Here is an 18,641-nt window from a genome sequence, read left to right as displayed (position 1 = left end):
CCGATCGAAAGGATCATCGTGACCGCTCTCCATCACCGCGAATTCCTCCCTCCCCGACCGGACGGATCGAACACCGTCGACACCTTCCTGATCTCCGACCGCGCAGCCGAACTCGTCGACTTCCTCGTCGCCGTCCTCGAGGCCGAGGAGGTGCCCGAGGCGCGCACCCTCGACCACGACGGGCTCCTCCTCCACTCCGAGGTGCGGGTCGGCGATTCCGTGCTCGTGGTCGCCGACCGGAAACCGGACTGGCCCTTCACACCCGCCTTCGTGCGGGTCCACGTGCACGACGTCGATGCCGTCCTCGAACGTGCCACGCAGCACGGCGCGGAGATCGTCACACGGCCGACGGATTTCTTCGGCGATGTCCTCGCCCGGTTCTCGGATCCGTCCGGCAATCTCTGGTGGATCCAGTGGCACGATCCCGGCGCCGACACATCCGCGTGGACGGACGACGCAGCGACGGAAGACACAGCGACGGACGAGTCGGCGGACTGGTCGGACGTTGCGAGTCCGGAGCTCGGGTACATCCACTCGACACTCACCGAAGCTGTTCGCACCCTGCGGGATCCACGGTCCCGCGCGGTGTGAACGGCGGGTCGTCAGACCACGCGTGCGAGGGCGTCGAAGCGGTCGATGTCCTCGCGGCGGCAGACGTGGCTTCCGGCGGTGAGCAGTGCCGCGGTGCCGCAGGCGATCCCGAGAGCGAGCGCGTCCCGCAACGACCGTTCCTGCAGCAGTCCGACGACGAGTCCGGCGACCATGCTGTCGCCGGCGCCGACGGCGCTGCGCACCTTGGCCGCCAGGGCCGGCACCCGCACGGCCTCGTCGGCGGTCACCATGATCGCCCCGTCCGCCCCGAGCGAGACGACGACGATCTCCGTGACACCGGAGGTGACGAGTTCCCGCGCGGCCGCGATCTGCTCGTCGTCGGTGACCAGCTCCCGCCCGGTCCACTCGCACAACTCGTCCAGGCTCGGTTTGACGAGGTAGACCCCTGAATCGATGCTGGTCAGCGCATCGCCCGACGAGTCGAGGACGAACCGTGCGCCGGCTTCGTGCGCCGCGGCGGCGATGCGTCGGACGAAGGTGCCGGGTACACCGGGCGGGAAGCTGCCGCTGGCCACCACGTACTTCGCCCCTTCGGCGACCTTCTCGAGCGTCGTGAGGCAGCGTTCCTGCTCCTCGTCCGTCAGCTCGGGACCGGGTGTGACGAACCGGTATTCCTGACCGCTGCGGCGGTCGATGGCCGTGAAGCACTCGCGGGTGGACCCGGCGATGGGGACGATGTGCTCCTCGACGTCGTCGTCGTCGAGGAGACCGCTCATCTGCTCACCCCGCGCACCACCGGCGGGGTAGACGGCGGCGGCCGAGGCACCGAGCACGCGCGCGACCTTCGCGACGTTCACTCCTCCCCCACCTGCGTCGTAGAACGGCTCTTCGCAGCGGAGTTTGCGGGTGGGCACCACCGCGTCGGTGAAGGTCGTGACGTCGAGTGCCGGGTTCATGGTCAGGGTGACGATCTCGGGCATGCCCGAAACCCTATTCGGACCGATCGACGTACGCGTGCTGCTTTCGCCCGAGCGGTCCGGAGCGCGGCACCTCGCGGTCAGCGCTCCGGTTTACGCAGCGCGGCCATGAACATGGCGTCGGTGCCGTGGCGGTGCGGCCAGAGCTGGACGCCCGGCCCCTCCCCGACCTGCGGCACGCCGGGGACGAGTTCGCGGGTGTCGAGCTGTTCGACACCGTGGCGGCGCACCGCGTCGGACACGACGGCGACCGTCTCCGAGACGTGCGGTGAGCACGTCGAGTAGAGCACCACACCACCGGGACGCAGCAGTCCGATCGCCGATGCGAGCAGTTCCTTCTGCAAGCGCACGAGTTCGGCGACGTCGCCGGGTTGCCGGCGCCATCGCGCCTCGGGACGCCGACGCAATGCGCCGAGTCCCGTGCAGGGCGCGTCCACGAGGATCCGGTCGTAGCCCGGTTCGAGTCCGGGCTCGCGCCCATCGGCGACGTGCACGGTCACCGGTAGGTCGCGGGCGGTCTTGCGGACCAGCTCCGCGCGATGTTCGACCGGTTCGACCGCGTCGACGGCGAACCCGTCGATCGCGGCGATGGCGCCGAGCAGTGCCGCCTTTCCGCCCGGTCCCGCGCACAGGTCGAGCCAGCGGCCCCGGTCCTCGCCGACGAGGGGCGCGAGCGTGAGGGCTCGTGCGACGAGCTGGCTGCCTTCGTCCTGCACTGCGGCCATGCCTTCGCGGACGGGTTCGAGGCGGCCGGGGTCGCCGTGCTCGAGATGCACTGCATAGGGCGACCACGGTCCGATCTCGCCGCCGGTGACGAGCGCGAGTTCCTCCGCGGTGATGACCCCGGGGCGGGCGACGAGGTGGACGATCGGGCGCGCGTCGTCGGCCGCGAGGACGTCGGAGAGTTCGGAGGCGTCCGATCCGAGCGCGTGCGCGAACGCCTGCGCGATCCACAGGGGGTGGGCGTACCGGAAGGCCAGGTGACCCACCGGATCGCGGTCCGCGTCGGGGGCGAGCAGCGTGATCCACTCCTCCTCCGAACGCTCCCCCACACGACGGAGCACCGCGTTGACGAAACCTGCTCGGCCCGCTCCGAATTCGGCCCGGACGAGGTCGACGCTCGTGGCGACGGCGGCGTGCGGGGCGACGCGCGTGCGCAGCAGCTGGTAGGCACCCAGACGCAGCACGTCGAGCAGCGCACCGTCGATCTCGTCGACGGGACGGTTCGCGGCGTCGGCGATCACGGCGTCCAGCAGACCCCGTGCACGGGCCGCGCCGTAGGTGAGTTCGGTGGCCAGGGCAGCGTCGCGCGCGTCGAGATGCCGTTCCCGGAGCAGCGACGGGAGAACGAGATTGGCGTAGGCGTCCCGTTCGCGCACCGCGCGCAGCACGTCCCGCGCGGCGACGCGTGCGGGGTCGGCGGGTGGCTTCGACGGCCGGCGGGTCTGTTCGGACGCCGGATTGCGGTTCGGCTTCCCTCCGCCGTTGCGTCCCCCGCGGCCTGCCGGGTTCCGTCCTCCGGGATTGCGCTTGCCCCGCGGGGGCCTGCCGGATTCGCTCATCGCGCACGCACCTTCGGGTCGAGACGGGCGCCGCGCGCCCAGTCCGTGGCTGCCATCGCCTTCTTCCCGGGCGGTTGCACCGTCCCGAGCCGGACGGCAGTCGTGGCGGTACCGACGAGCACACCGTCCTTGCGGATGTCGAGCTCACCGGGTTCGAGGGTCTCGTCGGTCACTGTCACGGGGCCGATCTTCACGCGCAGGTCGCCGATCATCGTCCACGCGCCCGGAGCGGGGGTGACGGCGCGGATCCGGCGGTCGATGACGTGTGCGGGGAGGGTCCACTGCACCTGAGCGGCCTCGACGGTGACCTTGGGCGCGTGCGAAACACCGTCGGCCGGCTGCGGTGCGGGCGTGAGGATGCCGTCCTCGAGTCCGTCGAGGGTGGATTCGAGCAGTGTCGCACCGGCCTCGGCGAGTCGGCCGAGCAGGTCGCCGGCGGTGTCGGTGGGACGGATCGTCTCGGTGACGACGCCGTAGACCGGACCGGTGTCGAGTCCGGCCTCGAGCCGGAAGGTGCTCGCTCCGCTGATCTCGTCACCGGCGGCGATCGCCGCCTGGACGGGCGCCGCGCCGCGCCAGGCGGGCAGCAGCGAGAAGTGGAGGTTCACCCATCCGTGCGTGGGGATGTCCAGGACGTCCTGCGGGATCAGGGCGCCGTAGGCCACCACGGGGCAGCAGTCGGGTGCGAGTTCGGTCAGCCGCGCGACGAACTCGGGGTCGCGCGGCGAGCGCGGCGTGAGGACCTCGATGCCGTGTTCGTCGGCGATCTGCCCCACGGCCGATCGCACGACCTTCCGGCCGCGACCGGCGGTGGTGTCGGGGCGGGTGACCACCGCGACGACCTCGTGGCGCGTCGACTCGATGAGGCGGAGCAGCGACGGGACGGCGGGTTCCGGCGTTCCCGCGAAGACCACGCGCATGTCAGAGCACCGCCGGGCAGGAGGTGGGGTGCGCTGCGTGTGGACTGTGCGGGGATGTCACGGATGCTGCTCCAGTTTTCGACGGCGATGATCTCTCACAGTCTAGGGAGTCGACGTCGTGGGACCTGCATCACCGCGCCGAGCGGTCACCTCACGGAGGTCGGTGCCCGAGCAGCAGGGAGCTCAGGTGTTGGACTGCAGGATCAGTTCGGGGATACCGGTGCCGAGCGCGACGGGAGTGCACTCCCCGATCGCGTACCGGTCGGGGTCGAGCGCATGCCGCGCGAGCTGCAGCGAGAACGGGTCGTAGACCATGTTGAAGTGACCCGTCAGATCCTGCGGGCACAGCTCCTGGATCACGTGGTTGACGGCGCCCTCACCGTGGAGCGCGACGTTGCCGGCAGGTTGGATGACCTCGTCGACCTCGCTGCCGATGGTCGTGTAGCGCACGCCGGGCACGGTGTCGGTGGGTGTGTTGAGCTCGGTGAGCAGTTCCGACCCCTGGAGCTGCTGCACGAGGGCGACGGAGAACTCGCCCTCGACGATGTCGGTCGCTCCGGGCAGCGTGGCGAAGGCTGCCCCGATGCCGTAGAAGGTGCCGCCGTAGCTCGGCGACGCGACTCCGACCCACCGGTCGACGACCTCGGAACCCCCGAGCTCGTTGATGTAGTAGCGGGCGACGGTGGCTCCCTGCGAGTAGCCGACGACGTCGACCTCCTCCGCACCGGTGGCGTCGAGAACCTCGGTGACGAACTCACCGAACTGTGCTGCGGAGACCCGAATGTCGCCCGTGCCGTAGTCCTCGGCGCCGTCGGCGAACCCGTAGTTCAGAGCGAACACGCACCAGCCGGACGCGGCGAGCAGCGGTGAGAGAGCAGCGAAGTCGGAGTAGGCGTTGGAATCGGTGCCGTGCGCGAGCACCACCGGACGGGGGTGCTCCTCGGACGGCACGCACGCGAAGTCGTTGCTACCCGCGGGGGCGACATCGGGGTTGTTCTCGGCGTATTCGGCGGCTTCGGCGTGCCCGGTGGCCACCGGTCCCACCGGGACCGGCACGCTGCTGTACGACCCCTCCCCGAGACCGAGGATGGGTCCGTCGTCGGACGGGAGCGGCTGCGCCGCCGCTGCGCCCGCAGTCAGTGCCGCTGCACCCACAGTCAGCATCGCGACGACACACGCTCCGACGGCACCACCGACACTCCGCCCGGCACTCATTCGTCCGCCCTCTCCTCCTGTGCCTCCCCGGCACCTACTGAAGAGATCGGTCACAATCACCGGCTCCGTTACTGTGACAAATAATATCTCCGGCAACGCGTGTCGCTGTCGTACATATGCAGGACAGCAGCGGGCGGGTCTTGCGCTCGGTCCGTGCCGGATCGACACTGGGAACAGCCTCCGTCGACGGAAACCCCACGGTGCGAACACGGTGCCCCCACCGTCCTCGCAGATCCCCGCCTGCGCTCCGCAGGTCTCGTTGCTCGTCGATTCACGGGAGTCGTCATGATCACCGATCCCGACGGACCTGCCGATACCCGAATCATGGGAATCGTGCATTCCGCCCTCCGCCGCGACCTACTCCGCATCGAGGTCGCCACCTCGACGAAGACATGGCAGGAGACCCACCGAGTGGCTCTCGCCGATCATGTGTTGTGGATGATGGATTTCCTGCACCATCACCACGAGTCCGAGGACCGTGGGCTCTATCCGCGCGTGGTGCAGTGCAATCCCGACGCGGCGCCGCTCGTGGAGAGGATGAACGCCGACCACCGCACCATCGAGCCTGCGATCGCCACCGTCGAGGACGCCGCCCGGGATTTCCGCGCCGACCGCCCCGGTTCCGGGGAGGCACTCGGTGCAGCACTGTCCCGCCTGTCCGAGGTGCTACTACCCCATCTCGAACGCGAGGAGCGGGAGATGATGCCGCTGGTCTCGACCAGTATCACCGATGCGCAGTGGCGCGCGTGGGACCAGGAGTTCAATATCGAGCCGAAAGGCATGCAGCAGCTCGGCAAGGAAGGGAACTGGCTGATCGACGGCCTCGACGACTCCTCGCGCGATCACGTCGTGCATCTCGTGCCGCCCGTACCGCGCTTCATCCTCGTGCACGTCCTCGGCATACGCCATCGCCACGACTTCGCGGCACTGTGGAAGGGTACGGACGCCGCATCGATTCCGTCGCAACCGATTCCGAAAGCGGCCTAGCCGCGCGGTGGCGATCCGCGCCCGCTCACCTCGGCCGGTTCAGCCGATACGCGGCGGATCCACCTGGACCCGCAGCGGCCCGTCCGCGCGACGCGCCGTGCGGGTGGCCTGCGCGTCTCGCAGGGCGCGACCGAGTGCGCGACCGCGCTCGCGTGCGACCCGCACGATCATCCGGTGCACGTCCTCCGGTTCGGGTCCCTCGGACCCGAACGGCAGTCGTTGCCCCGGCGGTAGCGGCACGGGCCCGAGCACCTCGGCTCCCTCGGGCAGGTGTGTGGCCTCGAGCAGTTCCGCGACCGCCGCGGACGACCCGTCGATCGCGGCCATGTGGACCGCAGGTGGGAAACCGACCTCGGCTCGTTCGGAGACCTCGGACTGCGCGTGCCCCACGGGATCCCAGCGGACGAGCGCCTGCACGGTGGGGATGCCGGAATCGGCGACGACCACGACCTGTCCCCCGTCGGCGAACGACCGTACGAGCGCCGACGCGGTGAGCCAGCGGCGCATCGTCTCCTCGGTGGCGCGCAGGTCGGCACGGCCGAGCAGCGCCCACCCGTCCAGGAGCAGCGCCGCCCCGTAACCACCTTCGGCGACCGGTTCGGCACCCACGGTGGAGACGACGAGCGACGCCGAACCGGGCACGGTGTGCTTGACGTCGTTGCCGCCGGAGGTCACGACCGGCACGCCGGGGAAGGCGCGGCCCAGTTCTTCGGCGGTGCGGGCCGCCCCGACCACCACGGCCCGCAACGAGCGCGCACCGCACGCATGGCAGCGGTGACGCGCATCGGCGACACCGCACCAACGGCACGCAGGGATCGCGGCACCGTCGGGACCGGCCGCCGTGGGCAGAGCGAGCGGGCCGTTGCAGTGCCGGCAGCGGGCGGGTGCCCGGCACTTTCCGCACGCCAGCGCGGGCACGTACCCGCGCCGCGGTACCTGCACGAGCACCGGGCGGTCGGCCGCGAGGGCGGATCGGGCGGCGGCGAACGCGATGGCCGGCAGTCGCGCGGCACGCGCGGCCGGATCCCGTGCGAGTGCGTGGTCGCTGTCGGCGAGGGCCGTGACCTTCGGCGCGCACGCCCGTACGACGTCACGGGGTGCCACGAGATCGTGTGCCCAACCGGCGTCGACGAGTGCCTGGGTCTCGGCGGTGCGGGCGTGCCCGGCGATGACGATGGCGGCACCCACGGCGTGGGCGCGCAGAGCAGCCACTTCGCGGGCGTGCGGATACGGCGACCGCGGTTCGCAGTGCAGGTCGTCGCCGTCGTCCCACACCACGAGGAGCCCGAGCTCGGGCGTCGGGGCGAAGACCGCAGCCCGCGTTCCGACGACGATGCGGGCGGATCCACGCAGGGCCGCGAGCCAGCGTCGATAACGTTCGGCCGGTCCGAGGCCGGCGGCGAGGCCGACGACGTGATCGGCGCCGGCGACGTCGGCGCACGCCGTCACGAGACGGTCGAGGTCGCGCTGGTCGGGAACGACCAGCACGGCCGCCTTCCCCGAGGCGAGGGTCAGCGCGGCGAGTTCGGCGAGCCGTCGGGGCCAGTCCTCACCGGGCAGCGCCTGCCAGGCCGCGCGCGGGGCGCGGCCGCCGCCGAGCGCTTCGAGGAAGTTCTCGCCGTGCCGGTACCGACTCCATGCCGCGTGCTCGATCTCCGGGACAGGCGGAGTTTCCGGTGTACGCGGCGCCTCGGCTTCGACGCGTGCGTGTCGCGGAGGTACCGCCAGACGCAGCACGTCGGCCCGGGTCCCGGCATAGCGGGTCGCGACTTCCTCTGCCAGAGCCGCGATCTCGGGGGTGAGGACCTGTTCGGACGAGACGACCCGGTCGAGCCGGCCGAGCTTGCCGGTGTGATCGCTCGTCGCGGCGCGCGCGAGCAGGAAACCGTCGACGAGACGTCCGGCGAAGCGGACGCGGACGCGGACGCCCGGGCGGGCGTCCGCGTCCAGGTCGCGCGGGATCAGGTAGTCGAACTCCCGGTCGAGGTGCGGAACCGGTAGCAGCGGGAGAACCCGCGCGACCGGATCGACCTCGGCGGCGTCGAAATCAGCAGCCACCCGGGCCCGATCGGAATCTACAGACCGGCGGCCGCGCGCAGCTTGTCGGCGCGGTCGGTGTTCTCCCACGGCAGCTCGATGTCGGTACGGCCGAAGTGGCCGTACGCAGCGGTCTGCGCGTAGATCGGGCGCAGCAGGTCGAGGTCGCGGATGATCGCGCCCGGACGCAGGTCGAAGACCTCGCCGATGGCCTGCTGGATGCGGGCCGGGTCGGTCTTCTCGGTGCCGAAGGTCTCCACGAACAGACCCACCGGAGCCGCCTTGCCGATCGCGTAGGCGACCTGCACCTCGATGCGGTCTGCGAGACCGGCAGCGACGGCGGTCTTGGCGACCCAGCGCATCGCGTAGGCGGCCGAACGGTCGACCTTCGACGGATCCTTGCCGGAGAACGCGCCACCACCGTGACGGGCCATGCCGCCGTAGGTGTCGACGATGATCTTGCGACCGGTGAGGCCGGCATCGCCCATCGGGCCGCCGAGGACGAACGATCCGGACGGGTTGACCAGCAGCCGCACGTCGGTCGTGTCGAGATCGGCCAGGTTCGGGTCGGCGAGCACCGCGTCGACGACGTGGGTGCGCAGGTCCGGCGTGAGCAGGTTGTTCAGATCGATGTCGGCGGCGTGCTGCGTCGAGATGACGATCGTGTCGAGGCGGACGGGCTTGTCGCCGTCGTACTCGATGGTGACCTGGGTCTTGCCGTCGGGACGCAGGTACGGCAGGACCCCCGACTTCCGGACCTCGGTGAGCCGGCGCGACAGGCGATGCGCGAGGGAGATCGGCAGCGGCATGAGTTCGGGCGTGTCGGAGCACGCGTATCCGAACATCAGGCCCTGGTCGCCGGCGCCCTGACGAGCGACCTCGTCGTCGGTGAGCACACCGCTGCGCGCCTCGTGCGAGACGTCGACGCCGCCGGCGATCTCGGGCGACTGCGCGCCGATCGCGATGTTGACACCGCAGGAGTTGCCGTCGAAGCCCTTCGACGACGAGTCGTAACCGATCTCGAGTACCCGATCGCGGACGATCTTGGGGATGTCGGCGTACGCCGAGGTGGTGACCTCACCCACCACGTGCACCTGACCCGTGGTGACGAGGGTTTCCACTGCTACCCGGGCACGAGGATCCTCGGTGAGGAGCGCGTCGAGAACCGAGTCGCTGATCGCGTCACAGATCTTGTCCGGATGCCCTTCGGTCACGGACTCACTGGTGAAAAGACGACCGCCGGTCTTGCTCACGAAACTCCCTCTCGACTGTGCGCCAGGCGCTGGACGGACAAACCGTATGGAGCATGCGCTCCCCGATCGGGCCGGAAGGACCCGATCGCAGTGCCGACGCTACTGCTCCGCAGGCGTCGGCGCGAGTATTGAAATCACCCGATTCTGCTGCGTTCCGCCAGCAGAGGTCCCAACGCGTCGAGCACGCGGCTGGCCATGAGAGCCTTCGATCCGTGGGCGAGGGCCGTTTCCGAACCGTCCGCGGACAGCAACCAGCCGTTGTTGTCGTCGACCTCGAACGCCTTGCCTTCCCCGACGGCGTTGACGACGAGCAGATCGCATCCCTTGCGGGCGAGCTTCTCGCGGGCGTAGGAGAGCACGTCGCCGTGTTCGTCGCCGGTCTCCGCCGCGAATCCGACGATGACCGTCTCGGCGGACAGGCCGCCGTCGGCACGCGCCCGGACGAGACCGGCGAGTATGTCGTCGTTCTTCGTCAGCGCGATGGAGTCGGGTTCGCCCTCGCCCTTCTTGATCTTGCTGGTCGCGAAGGTGGAGGGTCGGAAATCGGCGACGGCCGCGGACATGATGACCGCGTCGGCCCCCGAGGCGTGCTTGGCGACGGCGTCCTGCATCTGCGCGGCCGTCTGGACCCGCACGACGTCGACCGCGGCCGGGTCGTCGAGACCCGCGATGCTGCCGGCGACGAGCGTGACGTCGGCGCCGCGCTGCGCGGCGAGACGGGCGAGCGCGTAACCCTGCTTGCCGGACGACCGGTTGCCGAGGAAGCGCACCGGGTCGAGGGGCTCGCGGGTACCGCCGGCGGAGACGACGATGCGGCGACCGGCGAGGTCGCGGGGCAGCGCGTCGGCCCGCTCGAGCAGCAGCGAGGCCAGATTGAAGATCTCGTCGGGTTCGGGCATGCGCCCGGCACCGGTGTCCTTGCCCGTCAGCCGACCGGAGGCCGGTTCGACGACCACGGCACCGCGGCGGCGCAGCGTCGCGACGTTGTCGACGGTCGCAGGATGCTCCCACATCTCGGTGTGCATCGCGGGCACGAACATCACGGGGCACCGCGCGGTGAGCAGGGTGGCCGTGAGGAGGTCGTCGGCGCGACCCGCGACCGCCCGCGCCATGAGGTCGGCGGTGGCCGGAGCGATGACGACGAGGTCGGCCTCCTGCCCGAGCCGGACGTGCTGCACCTGCGGCACCTCGGCGAACACACCGGTCTGCACGGGATTGCCGGAGAGCGCCTCGAAGGTGGCGCGCCCGACGAATTCGAGGGCGGACTCCGTCGGGACGACCCGCACGTGGTGTCCGCTCTCCGTGAAGGCACGGATCAGTGCGCAGGACTTGTAGGCGGCGATGCCACCGGCGACACCGACGACGATGCGGCGGCGCTGCACGGATCCGGCCTCGCCGCTCGAAGCGGGGTTGCTCACTCGCCTTCGGTGTGCTCGAGCAGATCCGAGTGGATCTCGCGCATGGCGATCGACAGCGGCTTCTCCTGCAGGCCCGGCTCCACGAGGGGGCCGACGTATTCGAGGATGCCGTCGCCGAGCTGGTTGTAGTAGTCGTTGATCTGGCGTGCCCGCTTGGCGGCGTAGATCACCAGCGCGTACTTCGAGGAGGCGCGCTCGAGCAGCTCGTCGATAGGCGGGTTGGTGATACCCGTGGGGGTGTCGTAGACCGGAAGGGTGTTGCCCTCGAGGTCGGTCGCGGCTGCCTGGATGCTGCTCACTCGGTGTTCTCCTGAGATGTCGCGGGATGGGAGGGCGCCGGAACCGGCAGCCGGACGCGCTCGAGGCGCGGACGGTCAGTCGGCTCCGGGTCCAACCAACAAGGATACCAATTCATCGCAGGCCCGGTCGACATCGTCGTTGACGATCACGACGTCGAACTCGTCCTGCGCGGCCAGTTCGCTGCGGGCGGTATCGAGCCTGCGAGCGACGACCTCGTCGGTTTCGGTGCCTCGGCCGGTGAGGCGCTCGACGAGCACCTCCCAACTGGGCGGGGCGAGAAAGGCGAGGACTGCGTCCTGCATCGCGGCACGGACGGCTCGCGCTCCCGCGAGGTCGACCTCCACGAGCACCGGATGTCCCTCGGCGAGTGCGTCGAGCACCGGCTTGGCCGGAGTGCCCGATCGTTGCAGGCCGCCGTGGATGTCGGCCCATTCGAGCAGTTCACCGGCTTCGATCATCCGGTCGAACTCGGCGCGGCCGACGAAGTGGTAGTCCACCCCGTCCACCTCGCCCGGTCGCGGGTCCCGGGTGGTGGCCGAGACACTGAAGTGCAGATCCGGGATCCGGCTCCGCAGAAGGCGTACGACGGTCGACTTACCCACCGCGGAGGGTCCGGCCAGTACCACCAGCCGGCCCCTCCGCGTTGCGGGTGCGCTGTCCGTCACAGGTCGTGCGTCAGCTACCACGGTGCTCAGGCGTCGAAATCGAACCTGGCGAGCAGGGCCTTGCGCTGACGGTCGCCGAGGCCGCGCAGACGGCGGGTCGGGGCGATCTCCAGCTCGGTCATGATTTCCTGCGCCTTGACCTTGCCGACCTTCGGCAGGGCCTCGAGCAGAGCCGACACCTTCATCTTGCCGAGGATCTCGTCGTTCTCGGCGTCCTTGAGCACCTGCTTGAGGTCGGTGCCGCCGCGCTTGAGGCGCTCCTTGAGCTCAGCCCGGGCACGACGGGCAGCAGCCGCCTTCTCCAGAGCAGCGGCGCGCTGCTCATCGGTCAGCTGGGGAAGGGCCACGGTTCCTCCGTCTCATCGTTGGCTTTCGAGTCTTCACCGCTGTAACCAGCGGCGATAGCGACCGTACTCACGACCACCGACGAATGCGAACCCACCCCCCGGCGATCCGCTCGAAAATCCGTGCGGTAGTGCACGCCGTTTCCGCAGTGGATCTCGCGCCCCCCGATCGGCGTCGAGACATCGCCGCGAACTGCTCGAACAGCGAAAAACCGCAGGTCACCGGGTATCCGCCGCGACAGAGGGGGCGGCATCGGGCCGGGCGGCTTCCCCGCTCACCGACCCGCTGTTCCGGCGATTCGGCGGGCCGAGAAATTTTTTTCCCATTCCGCGTGTCGCGCCACTCCGAGCGCAGGTCAGAGTGCATACGAGCGGTATGTACGACTCGTGCCCGGACCGCGCGTGGCGATCCGGGCACGAGAGTCGAACGTCTCAGTTCGTGAGGAAGGCGAAGCCGTCCAGGGCGCGGGCGACGGCGGCCCGCAGGTCGGCGACGGACGGGCCGGCCCGCAGCACGTCGCGTGAGACGTTGGGCACGACCGCGCGCAGGTGGTCGCCTGCGAGTCGTCGCACGTCGTCGGCGGTGCCGCCCTGGGCCCCCACTCCGGGCATCAGGATGGGCCCGTGGAGGTCGGACAGGTCCGGTGCCTCGGTGAGGGTCGCACCGACCACCACACCCACGGAGCCGAGTTCTGCGGCCCCGTCCGTGCGGGCAGCGCTGTTGCGGGCAGCGCACTCGTCCACCACGACCTGCGCGACGGTGCGCCCGTCGTCGAGCCGTGCGCGCTGGAACTGGGCGCCCTCGGGATTGGAGGTCGCCGCGAGCACGAACACCCCGCGGCCCGTTCCGGCAGCCAGATCGAGCGCCGGGGCGAGCGAACCGAACCCCAGATACGGGGAGACGGTCACCGCGTCCGAACGCAGCGCAGAGCCGTCCGACAGCCAGGTGCGCGCGTAGGCGTCCATCGTGGAGCCGATGTCGCCGCGCTTGGCGTCGGCGAGGACGAGCGCCCCCGCCTCCCCCAGGTCGGCGATGGTGCGTTCGAGCACCGCGAGACCGGCGGAGCCGTACGCCTCGAAGAACGCCACCTGCGGCTTGACGACCGCGACGGTGTCGCCGAAGGCCTCGACGCACAGTTCGCTGAACCGGGCCAGGCCGTCGGCGTCGTCGTCGAGCCCCCACGCGGTGAGGAGCCCCGGGTGCGGGTCGATGCCCACGCACAGCGGCCCGCGGCTCCCGAGGGCGTCCGCGAGTCGCTGCCCGAACGGCGTCACGCCTGTTCGGCGGGCACGCCGCGCAGCCGCGCGTGCATCCGCTGGATCGAGCTGACTCCGATCTCGCCGCGCAGTGCCGCCTCGATACCCTGCACGGCCGCGGAGGCACCCTGCACCGTGGTGATGCACGGGATGTTCGCGGCGACCGCCGCGCTGCGGATCTCGTAACCGTCCACGCGCGGACCGGCGTTGCCCCAGGGGGTGTTGATGACCATGTCCACATCGCCGGCACGGATGCGGTCGACGACGTCGAGCGCGCCTTCCGGCTTGTCCTCACCGGACACCTTGTGGACCTGCTCGCACGGAACACCGTTGCGGCGCAGCACCTCTGCGGTTCCCACAGTGGCCATGATGTGGAAGCCCAGGTCGGCGAGGTGCTTGACCGGGAAGATCATCGACCGCTTGTCCTTGTTCGCGAGCGAGACGAAGACCGTGCCGGAGGTCGGCAGGGAGCCGTAGGCGGCGGTCTGGCTCTTCGCGAATGCGGTTCCGAAGTCGTCGTCGAGGCCCATGACCTCACCGGTGGACTTCATCTCCGGGCTGAGCAGGGTGTCGATGCCCGTGCCGTCGGCACGTCGGAACCGGTTGAAGGGCAGCACCGCTTCCTTCACCGCGACCGGTGCATCGAGGGGGATGTCACTGCCGTCGCCCTCGGCGGGGAGGATGCCCGCGGCACGCAACTCGGCGATGGACTCGCCGAGCATCACCCGGGCGCAGGCCTTGGCGAGCTGCACCGCGGTGGCCTTGGACACGAACGGCACCGTGCGGGAGGCACGGGGGTTCGCCTCGAGGACGTACAGGATGTCGTCCTTGAGCGCGTACTGGACGTTGAGCAGGCCCTTGACGCCGATGCCCTTCGCGAGCGCCGCAGTCGAGCGGCGGACGTTCTCGATGTCGGCGCGGCCCAGGGTGATCGGCGGCAGCGCACACGCCGAGTCGCCGGAGTGGATGCCGGCCTCCTCGATGTGCTCCATGATCCCGCCGATGTACACGTCGGTGCCGTCGCACAGCGCGTCGACGTCGATCTCGACGGCGTCGTCGAGGAAGCGGTCGACGAGCACCGGCCGGTCGTCGGAGATCTCGGTGGCGTTGGAGATGTAGGTCTCGAGCGCCTTCTCGTCGTAGACGATCTCCATGCCGCGACCACCGAGCACGTAGGACGGGCGCACCAGCACCGGGTATCCGATGCCGGCGGCGATCTCGCGCGCACCCTCGAAGGTGGTGGCCGTGCCGTACTTCGCGGCCGGCAGGTCGGCCTCGTCGAGCACGCGACCGAACTCGCCACGGTCCTCCGCCAGGTCGATGGCCTCCGGCGAGGTACCGACGATCGGCACCCCGGCGGCCTTCAGGCGACGCGCCAGGCCGAGCGGGGTCTGGCCGCCCAGCTGGACGATGACGCCGGCGACGGTGCCGGACTCGCACTCGGCGCGGTAGACCTCGAGGACGTCCTCGAAGGTCAGCGGCTCGAAGTACAGGCGATCGGCGGTGTCGTAGTCGGTCGAGACCGTCTCGGGGTTGCAGTTGACCATCACGGTCTCGTAGCCGGCCTCGGACAGCGTCAGCGCGGCGTGGACGCACGAGTAGTCGAACTCGATGCCCTGGCCGATGCGGTTGGGGCCGGAACCGAGGATGAGCACCTTCGGCTTGTCGCGCTGCTCCGCGACCTCGGACTCGGCCGCGGGGTCGAGCTCGTAGGTCGAGTAGTGGTACGGCGTCTTCGCCTCGAACTCGGCGGCGCAGGTGTCCACGGTCTTGTAGACCGGGTGGACGCCCAGCTCCTGACGCAGGGCGCGCACGTCGTCCTCGGAGGCGAACTGCGACGGGCGCAGGGCTGCGATCTGCCGGTCGGAGAATCCGTGGTGCTTGGCGTAGCGCAGCTCGGTGGCACCGAACTGCTCTGCGTTGCGGACGTCCTGGCCCAGCTCGACGATGTGCGCGAACTGCTCGAGGAACCACGGGTCGATCTTCGTGGCGTCGAAGAGCTGCTCGACGGTCGCACCGAGCTCCAGGGCCCGGGCGATCCGGTAGAACCGGCCGTCCGTGGGGGTGCGGATCTCCTCGAGGATCTCGTCGAGGGTGCCCTCGACCTCGGGGCCCGTCCAGAAGCCGGCGGACTTCGTCTCGAGCGAGCGCAGCACCTTGCCGAAGGCCTCGGAGAAGTTGCGGCCGATCGACATGGCCTCACCGACCGACTTCATGGTGGTGGTGAGGGTGCCGTCGGCGCCGGGGAACTTCTCGAAGGCGAACCGCGGGGCCTTGACCACGACGTAGTCGAGGCTCGGTTCGAAGCAGGCCGGGGTCTCCTTGGTGATGTCGTTGACGATCTCGTCGAGCGTGTAGCCGATGGCGAGCTTGGCGGCCATCTTCGCGATCGGGTAGCCGGTGGCCTTCGACGCGAGCGCCGACGACCGCGACACGCGCGGGTTCATCTCGATGACGACGAGCCGGCCGTCGCGCGGATCCATCGCGAACTGGATGTTGCAGCCGCCGGTGTCGACACCGACCTCGCGCAGGATGGCGATCGAGAGGTCGCGCATCTTCTGGTACTCGCGGTCGGTGAGCGTCATCGCGGGAGCGACGGTCACCGAGTCACCGGTGTGCACACCGACCGGGTCGACGTTCTCGATCGAGCAGACGATGACGACATTGTCGGCGCCGTCGCGCATGAGCTCGAGCTCGTATTCCTTCCAGCCGAGGATGGACTCCTCGATGAGCACGTTCGCGGTGGGCGAGGCCGCGAGGCCGCCACCGGCGATGCGCTCGAGGTCGGCGTCGTTGTAGGCCATGCCGGAGCCGAGGCCACCCATTGTGAAGGAGGGGCGCACGACGACCGGGAAGCCGAGTTCGGCGACGGTCGCGCGGACCTCGTCCATCGTGTAGCAGACGGCCGAGCGGGCGGACTCGCCGCCGCACTTGGCGACGATGTCCTTGAACTTCTGCCGATCCTCGCCGCGCTGGATCGCGTCGAAGTCGGCGCCGATGAGTTCGACGTCGTACTTGTCGAGGATGCCGCGCTCGGACAGGGCGACGGCGGTGTTGAGGGCGGTCTGGCCGCCGAGGGTCGCGAGCACCGCGTCGATCGGGGTGCCGTTGGCCTGCTCGGTCGCGATGACCTTCTCGACGTAGTCGGCGGTGATCGGCTCGATGTAGGTCGAGTCGGCGAACTCGGGGTCGGTCATGATCGTGGCCGGGTTCGAGTTGACCAGGGAGACGCGCAGGCCCTCCTCGCGGAGCACCCGGCACGCCTGGGTGCCCGAGTAGTCGAACTCGCAGGCCTGTCCGATGACGATCGGGCCGGACCCGATGACCAGGACGTGGGAGAGGTCGGTACGGCGTGGCATCAGTTCTTCTCTCCCTCGAGCATGCGGGTGAAACGATCGAACAGGTAGGCGGCGTCGTGCGGTCCGGCCGCCGCTTCGGGGTGGTACTGCACGGAGAAGGCACGGCCGTCGAGGAGCTTGACGCCCTCGACCGCACCGTCGTTGGCGCAGGTGTGGCTGACGACTGCGCGACCGAACGGGGTGTCGAACTCCTGGCCGGCCTCGCCTTCGAGCGCGAACCCGTGGTTCTGCGCGGTGATCGCGATGCGACCGGTCTCGTGCTCGACCACCGGGATGTTGATGCCGCGGTGACCGAACTTCATCTTGTAGGTGCCCAGGCCGAGCGCGCGGCCGAGGATCTGGTTGCCGAAGCAGATGCCGAACAGGGGCAGTCCCTGGCCGAGCACCTCCTTGGTCAGGTGCACCGCGCCGTCGGCGGTCGCCGGGTCGCCCGGGCCGTTGGACAGGAAGACGCCGTCGGCCTTCAGGTCGAGGATGTCGTGCAGCGTCGCGGTGGACGGCAGCACGTGCACCCGGATGCCGCGCTGGGCGAACATGCGCGGGGTGTTGGTCTTGATGCCGAGATCGATGGCCGCGACGGTGAAGCGGGCGTCCCCGTCGGTCGGTTCGACGACGTAACCGGAGGTGGTGCTCACCTCGCCGGCGAGGTCGGCGCCGAGCATCGAGGGCTGGCTCTTCACCCGGTCGAGCAGGACGTCGATGTCGAGGTCGTCACCCTTCCAGGCGAGGGCGTCGCCGGAGAAGATGCCGGCGCGCATCGAACCGCGGGTGCGCAGGTGCCGCACGAGTGCGCGGGTGTCGATACCCGCGAGACCCACGATGTTCTGCCGCTCGAGTTCGTCCTGCAGCGAGCCGGTGGCGCGCCAGCTCGACACGCGACGCGAGGGGTCGCGGACGATGAAGCCGGCCACCCAGATCTTGGACTCGGTGTGGTCGCCGGTGGGGCCGACGGACTCGTTGTCCTCGTGGTTCCAGCCGGTGTTGCCGATCTGCGGGGCCGTGGCCACCACGATCTGCCGGTGGTAGCTGGGGTCGGTGAGGGTCTCCTGGTAGCCGGTCATGCCCGTGCTGAAGACGGCCTCGCCGAGGGTCTGTCCGACCGCACCGAAGGGGATGCCGCGGAAGACCCGTCCGTCCTCGAGGACCAGCACAGCCGTGCCGCCGCCGAATGTTCTGCCGCTCATGCGTTGTCTCCGTTCTTATCGACCGCACCAGAGCCGGCCGCACGGGCTGAGATCTCGCGTGTCGTGATCGTCGTGTTGTTCGTCGTGATCGTCATCGTCGTTGTGATCGTCACCGTCTCAAGATTTTTCGTCCGACCCGTTCGTCCAGAGCGGGTAGATCGACTTGTCGTCACCGCGGAAGCCGGTGTCGACCTCCGTGCCCGAGGGCAGCTGCCAGCGGATGACCAGCACCCCGTCCTTGGACATGACCTTGCCCGCCAGACCGCGTTCGGTGCGGATCGCGCGGATCGAGTCCTGCGGGATCCAGATCGGGGACGCACCGTCGCGTTCGAGCAGGGCACCGGATCGGTATCGGGTCAGTTCCGCGTTGGCGCGGTGGCCGAGATCGCCGACCGCGATGCGGTCCTGCCAGCTCGGCGCGAGCGTGCTGCCGACGTACAGACCGGTGGTCGGTTCGACGAGCCGCTCCCCCAGCTCAGCCGGCACGGTCGGCAGTTCGCCGACCGCGTCCTGCTGACGTCGGGCACGTGCCTTCCAGCCCTTCCACATCAGCAGCACGAGCACGACCCAGAGCGCGAGGAAACCGACGGTGATGAAGAAGCGATCCATGT

Annotated in this window: 16 protein-coding genes; 2 read left to right on the top strand and 14 right to left on the bottom strand. The window is 69.9% G+C overall.

All coding sequences use genetic code 11. The annotated features are described in order from the left end of the window. Positions 1 to 18 precede the first annotated feature (18 nt). Positions 19 to 591: a VOC family protein gene (locus LPH33_RS11075; RefSeq protein WP_016691689.1), complete on the top strand. Its 573-nt coding sequence runs from the start codon at positions 19 to 21 to the stop codon at positions 589 to 591. An 11-nt stretch (positions 592 to 602) separates the two neighbouring features. On the opposite strand, the gene LPH33_RS11070 is transcribed toward LPH33_RS11075, so the two are convergent. The 4 genes from LPH33_RS11070 to LPH33_RS11055 form a co-directional block, all read right to left on the bottom strand. After that, complete coding sequence (locus LPH33_RS11070; protein ID WP_229568024.1) at positions 603 to 1,532, bottom strand: 1-phosphofructokinase family hexose kinase; 930 nt, start codon at positions 1,530 to 1,532, stop codon at positions 603 to 605. 77 nt (positions 1,533 to 1,609) lie between these two features. Then, positions 1,610 to 3,091, bottom strand: a complete 1,482-nt coding sequence (locus LPH33_RS11065) for an RsmB/NOP family class I SAM-dependent RNA methyltransferase (protein ID WP_229568023.1) — start codon at positions 3,089 to 3,091, stop codon at positions 1,610 to 1,612. Beyond that, a complete protein-coding gene (fmt, locus tag LPH33_RS11060; protein WP_229568022.1) occupies positions 3,088 to 4,011 on the bottom strand; it encodes a methionyl-tRNA formyltransferase in 924 nt (307 codons plus the stop codon). The genes LPH33_RS11065 and fmt overlap by 4 nt, the downstream gene beginning before the upstream one ends. Before the next feature lie 183 nt (positions 4,012 to 4,194). Continuing rightward, on the bottom strand, positions 4,195 to 5,226 hold the full coding sequence (locus LPH33_RS11055) for an esterase/lipase family protein (RefSeq protein WP_229568021.1): 1,032 nt from the start codon (positions 5,224 to 5,226) through the stop codon (positions 4,195 to 4,197). Between the two features lie 285 nt (positions 5,227 to 5,511). On the opposite strand from LPH33_RS11055, the gene LPH33_RS11050 reads away from it, so the two are divergent. Beyond that, positions 5,512 to 6,213 (top strand): hemerythrin domain-containing protein, encoded by a 702-nt coding sequence (locus LPH33_RS11050; protein ID WP_160875008.1) that lies wholly within the window; start codon positions 5,512 to 5,514, stop codon positions 6,211 to 6,213. A gap of 39 nt (positions 6,214 to 6,252) precedes the next feature. Here LPH33_RS11050 and LPH33_RS11045 read toward each other — a convergent pair whose 3' ends face one another. The 10 genes from LPH33_RS11045 to LPH33_RS11000 form a co-directional block, all read right to left on the bottom strand. Then, positions 6,253 to 8,271 carry a primosomal protein N' gene (locus tag LPH33_RS11045; protein WP_085468097.1) on the bottom strand — a complete coding sequence of 673 codons (2,019 nt, stop codon included), beginning with the start codon at positions 8,269 to 8,271 and terminating at the stop codon, positions 6,253 to 6,255. Positions 8,272 to 8,288: 17 nt separating this feature from the next. Further along, complete coding sequence (gene metK, locus LPH33_RS11040; RefSeq protein ID WP_088898499.1) at positions 8,289 to 9,503, bottom strand: methionine adenosyltransferase; 1,215 nt, start codon at positions 9,501 to 9,503, stop codon at positions 8,289 to 8,291. Between the two features lie 134 nt (positions 9,504 to 9,637). After that, complete coding sequence (coaBC, locus tag LPH33_RS11035) at positions 9,638 to 10,921, bottom strand: bifunctional phosphopantothenoylcysteine decarboxylase/phosphopantothenate--cysteine ligase CoaBC (RefSeq protein WP_088898498.1); 1,284 nt, start codon at positions 10,919 to 10,921, stop codon at positions 9,638 to 9,640. Continuing rightward, positions 10,918 to 11,220: a DNA-directed RNA polymerase subunit omega gene (rpoZ, locus tag LPH33_RS11030; RefSeq protein WP_016691680.1), complete on the bottom strand. Its 303-nt coding sequence runs from the start codon at positions 11,218 to 11,220 to the stop codon at positions 10,918 to 10,920. Before rpoZ ends, coaBC begins: the two co-directional genes overlap by 4 nt. A 75-nt stretch (positions 11,221 to 11,295) precedes the next feature. Then, positions 11,296 to 11,847: a guanylate kinase gene (gmk, locus tag LPH33_RS11025; RefSeq protein WP_016691679.1), complete on the bottom strand. Its 552-nt coding sequence runs from the start codon at positions 11,845 to 11,847 to the stop codon at positions 11,296 to 11,298. A 65-nt stretch (positions 11,848 to 11,912) separates the two neighbouring features. Beyond that, positions 11,913 to 12,233 (bottom strand): integration host factor, actinobacterial type, encoded by a 321-nt coding sequence (gene mihF, locus LPH33_RS11020; protein WP_006551450.1) that lies wholly within the window; start codon positions 12,231 to 12,233, stop codon positions 11,913 to 11,915. 429 nt (positions 12,234 to 12,662) lie between these two features. Then, positions 12,663 to 13,505 (bottom strand): orotidine-5'-phosphate decarboxylase, encoded by an 843-nt coding sequence (gene pyrF, locus LPH33_RS11015; protein WP_088898497.1) that lies wholly within the window; start codon positions 13,503 to 13,505, stop codon positions 12,663 to 12,665. Continuing rightward, on the bottom strand, positions 13,502 to 16,846 hold the full coding sequence (carB, locus tag LPH33_RS11010) for a carbamoyl-phosphate synthase large subunit (RefSeq protein ID WP_088898496.1): 3,345 nt from the start codon (positions 16,844 to 16,846) through the stop codon (positions 13,502 to 13,504). Before carB ends, pyrF begins: the two co-directional genes overlap by 4 nt. Beyond that, positions 16,846 to 18,030 (bottom strand): glutamine-hydrolyzing carbamoyl-phosphate synthase small subunit, encoded by a 1,185-nt coding sequence (gene carA, locus LPH33_RS11005; RefSeq protein ID WP_033096601.1) that lies wholly within the window; start codon positions 18,028 to 18,030, stop codon positions 16,846 to 16,848. The genes carB and carA overlap by 1 nt, the downstream gene beginning before the upstream one ends. A gap of 117 nt (positions 18,031 to 18,147) precedes the next feature. Next, entirely contained in the window at positions 18,148 to 18,639 is a 492-nt protein-coding gene (locus LPH33_RS11000; RefSeq protein ID WP_033096600.1) for a hypothetical protein, read from the bottom strand. Between the last annotated feature and the right edge of the window lie 2 nt (positions 18,640 to 18,641).

The sequence above is a fragment of the Rhodococcus sp. RDE2 genome (genome assembly GCF_020885655.1).
Lineage (GTDB): Bacteria > Actinomycetota > Actinomycetes > Mycobacteriales > Mycobacteriaceae > Rhodococcus > Rhodococcus pyridinivorans.
The sequence above is the reverse complement of the archived record's forward strand: the minus strand, read 5'-3'. Positions and strand labels throughout refer to the sequence as shown.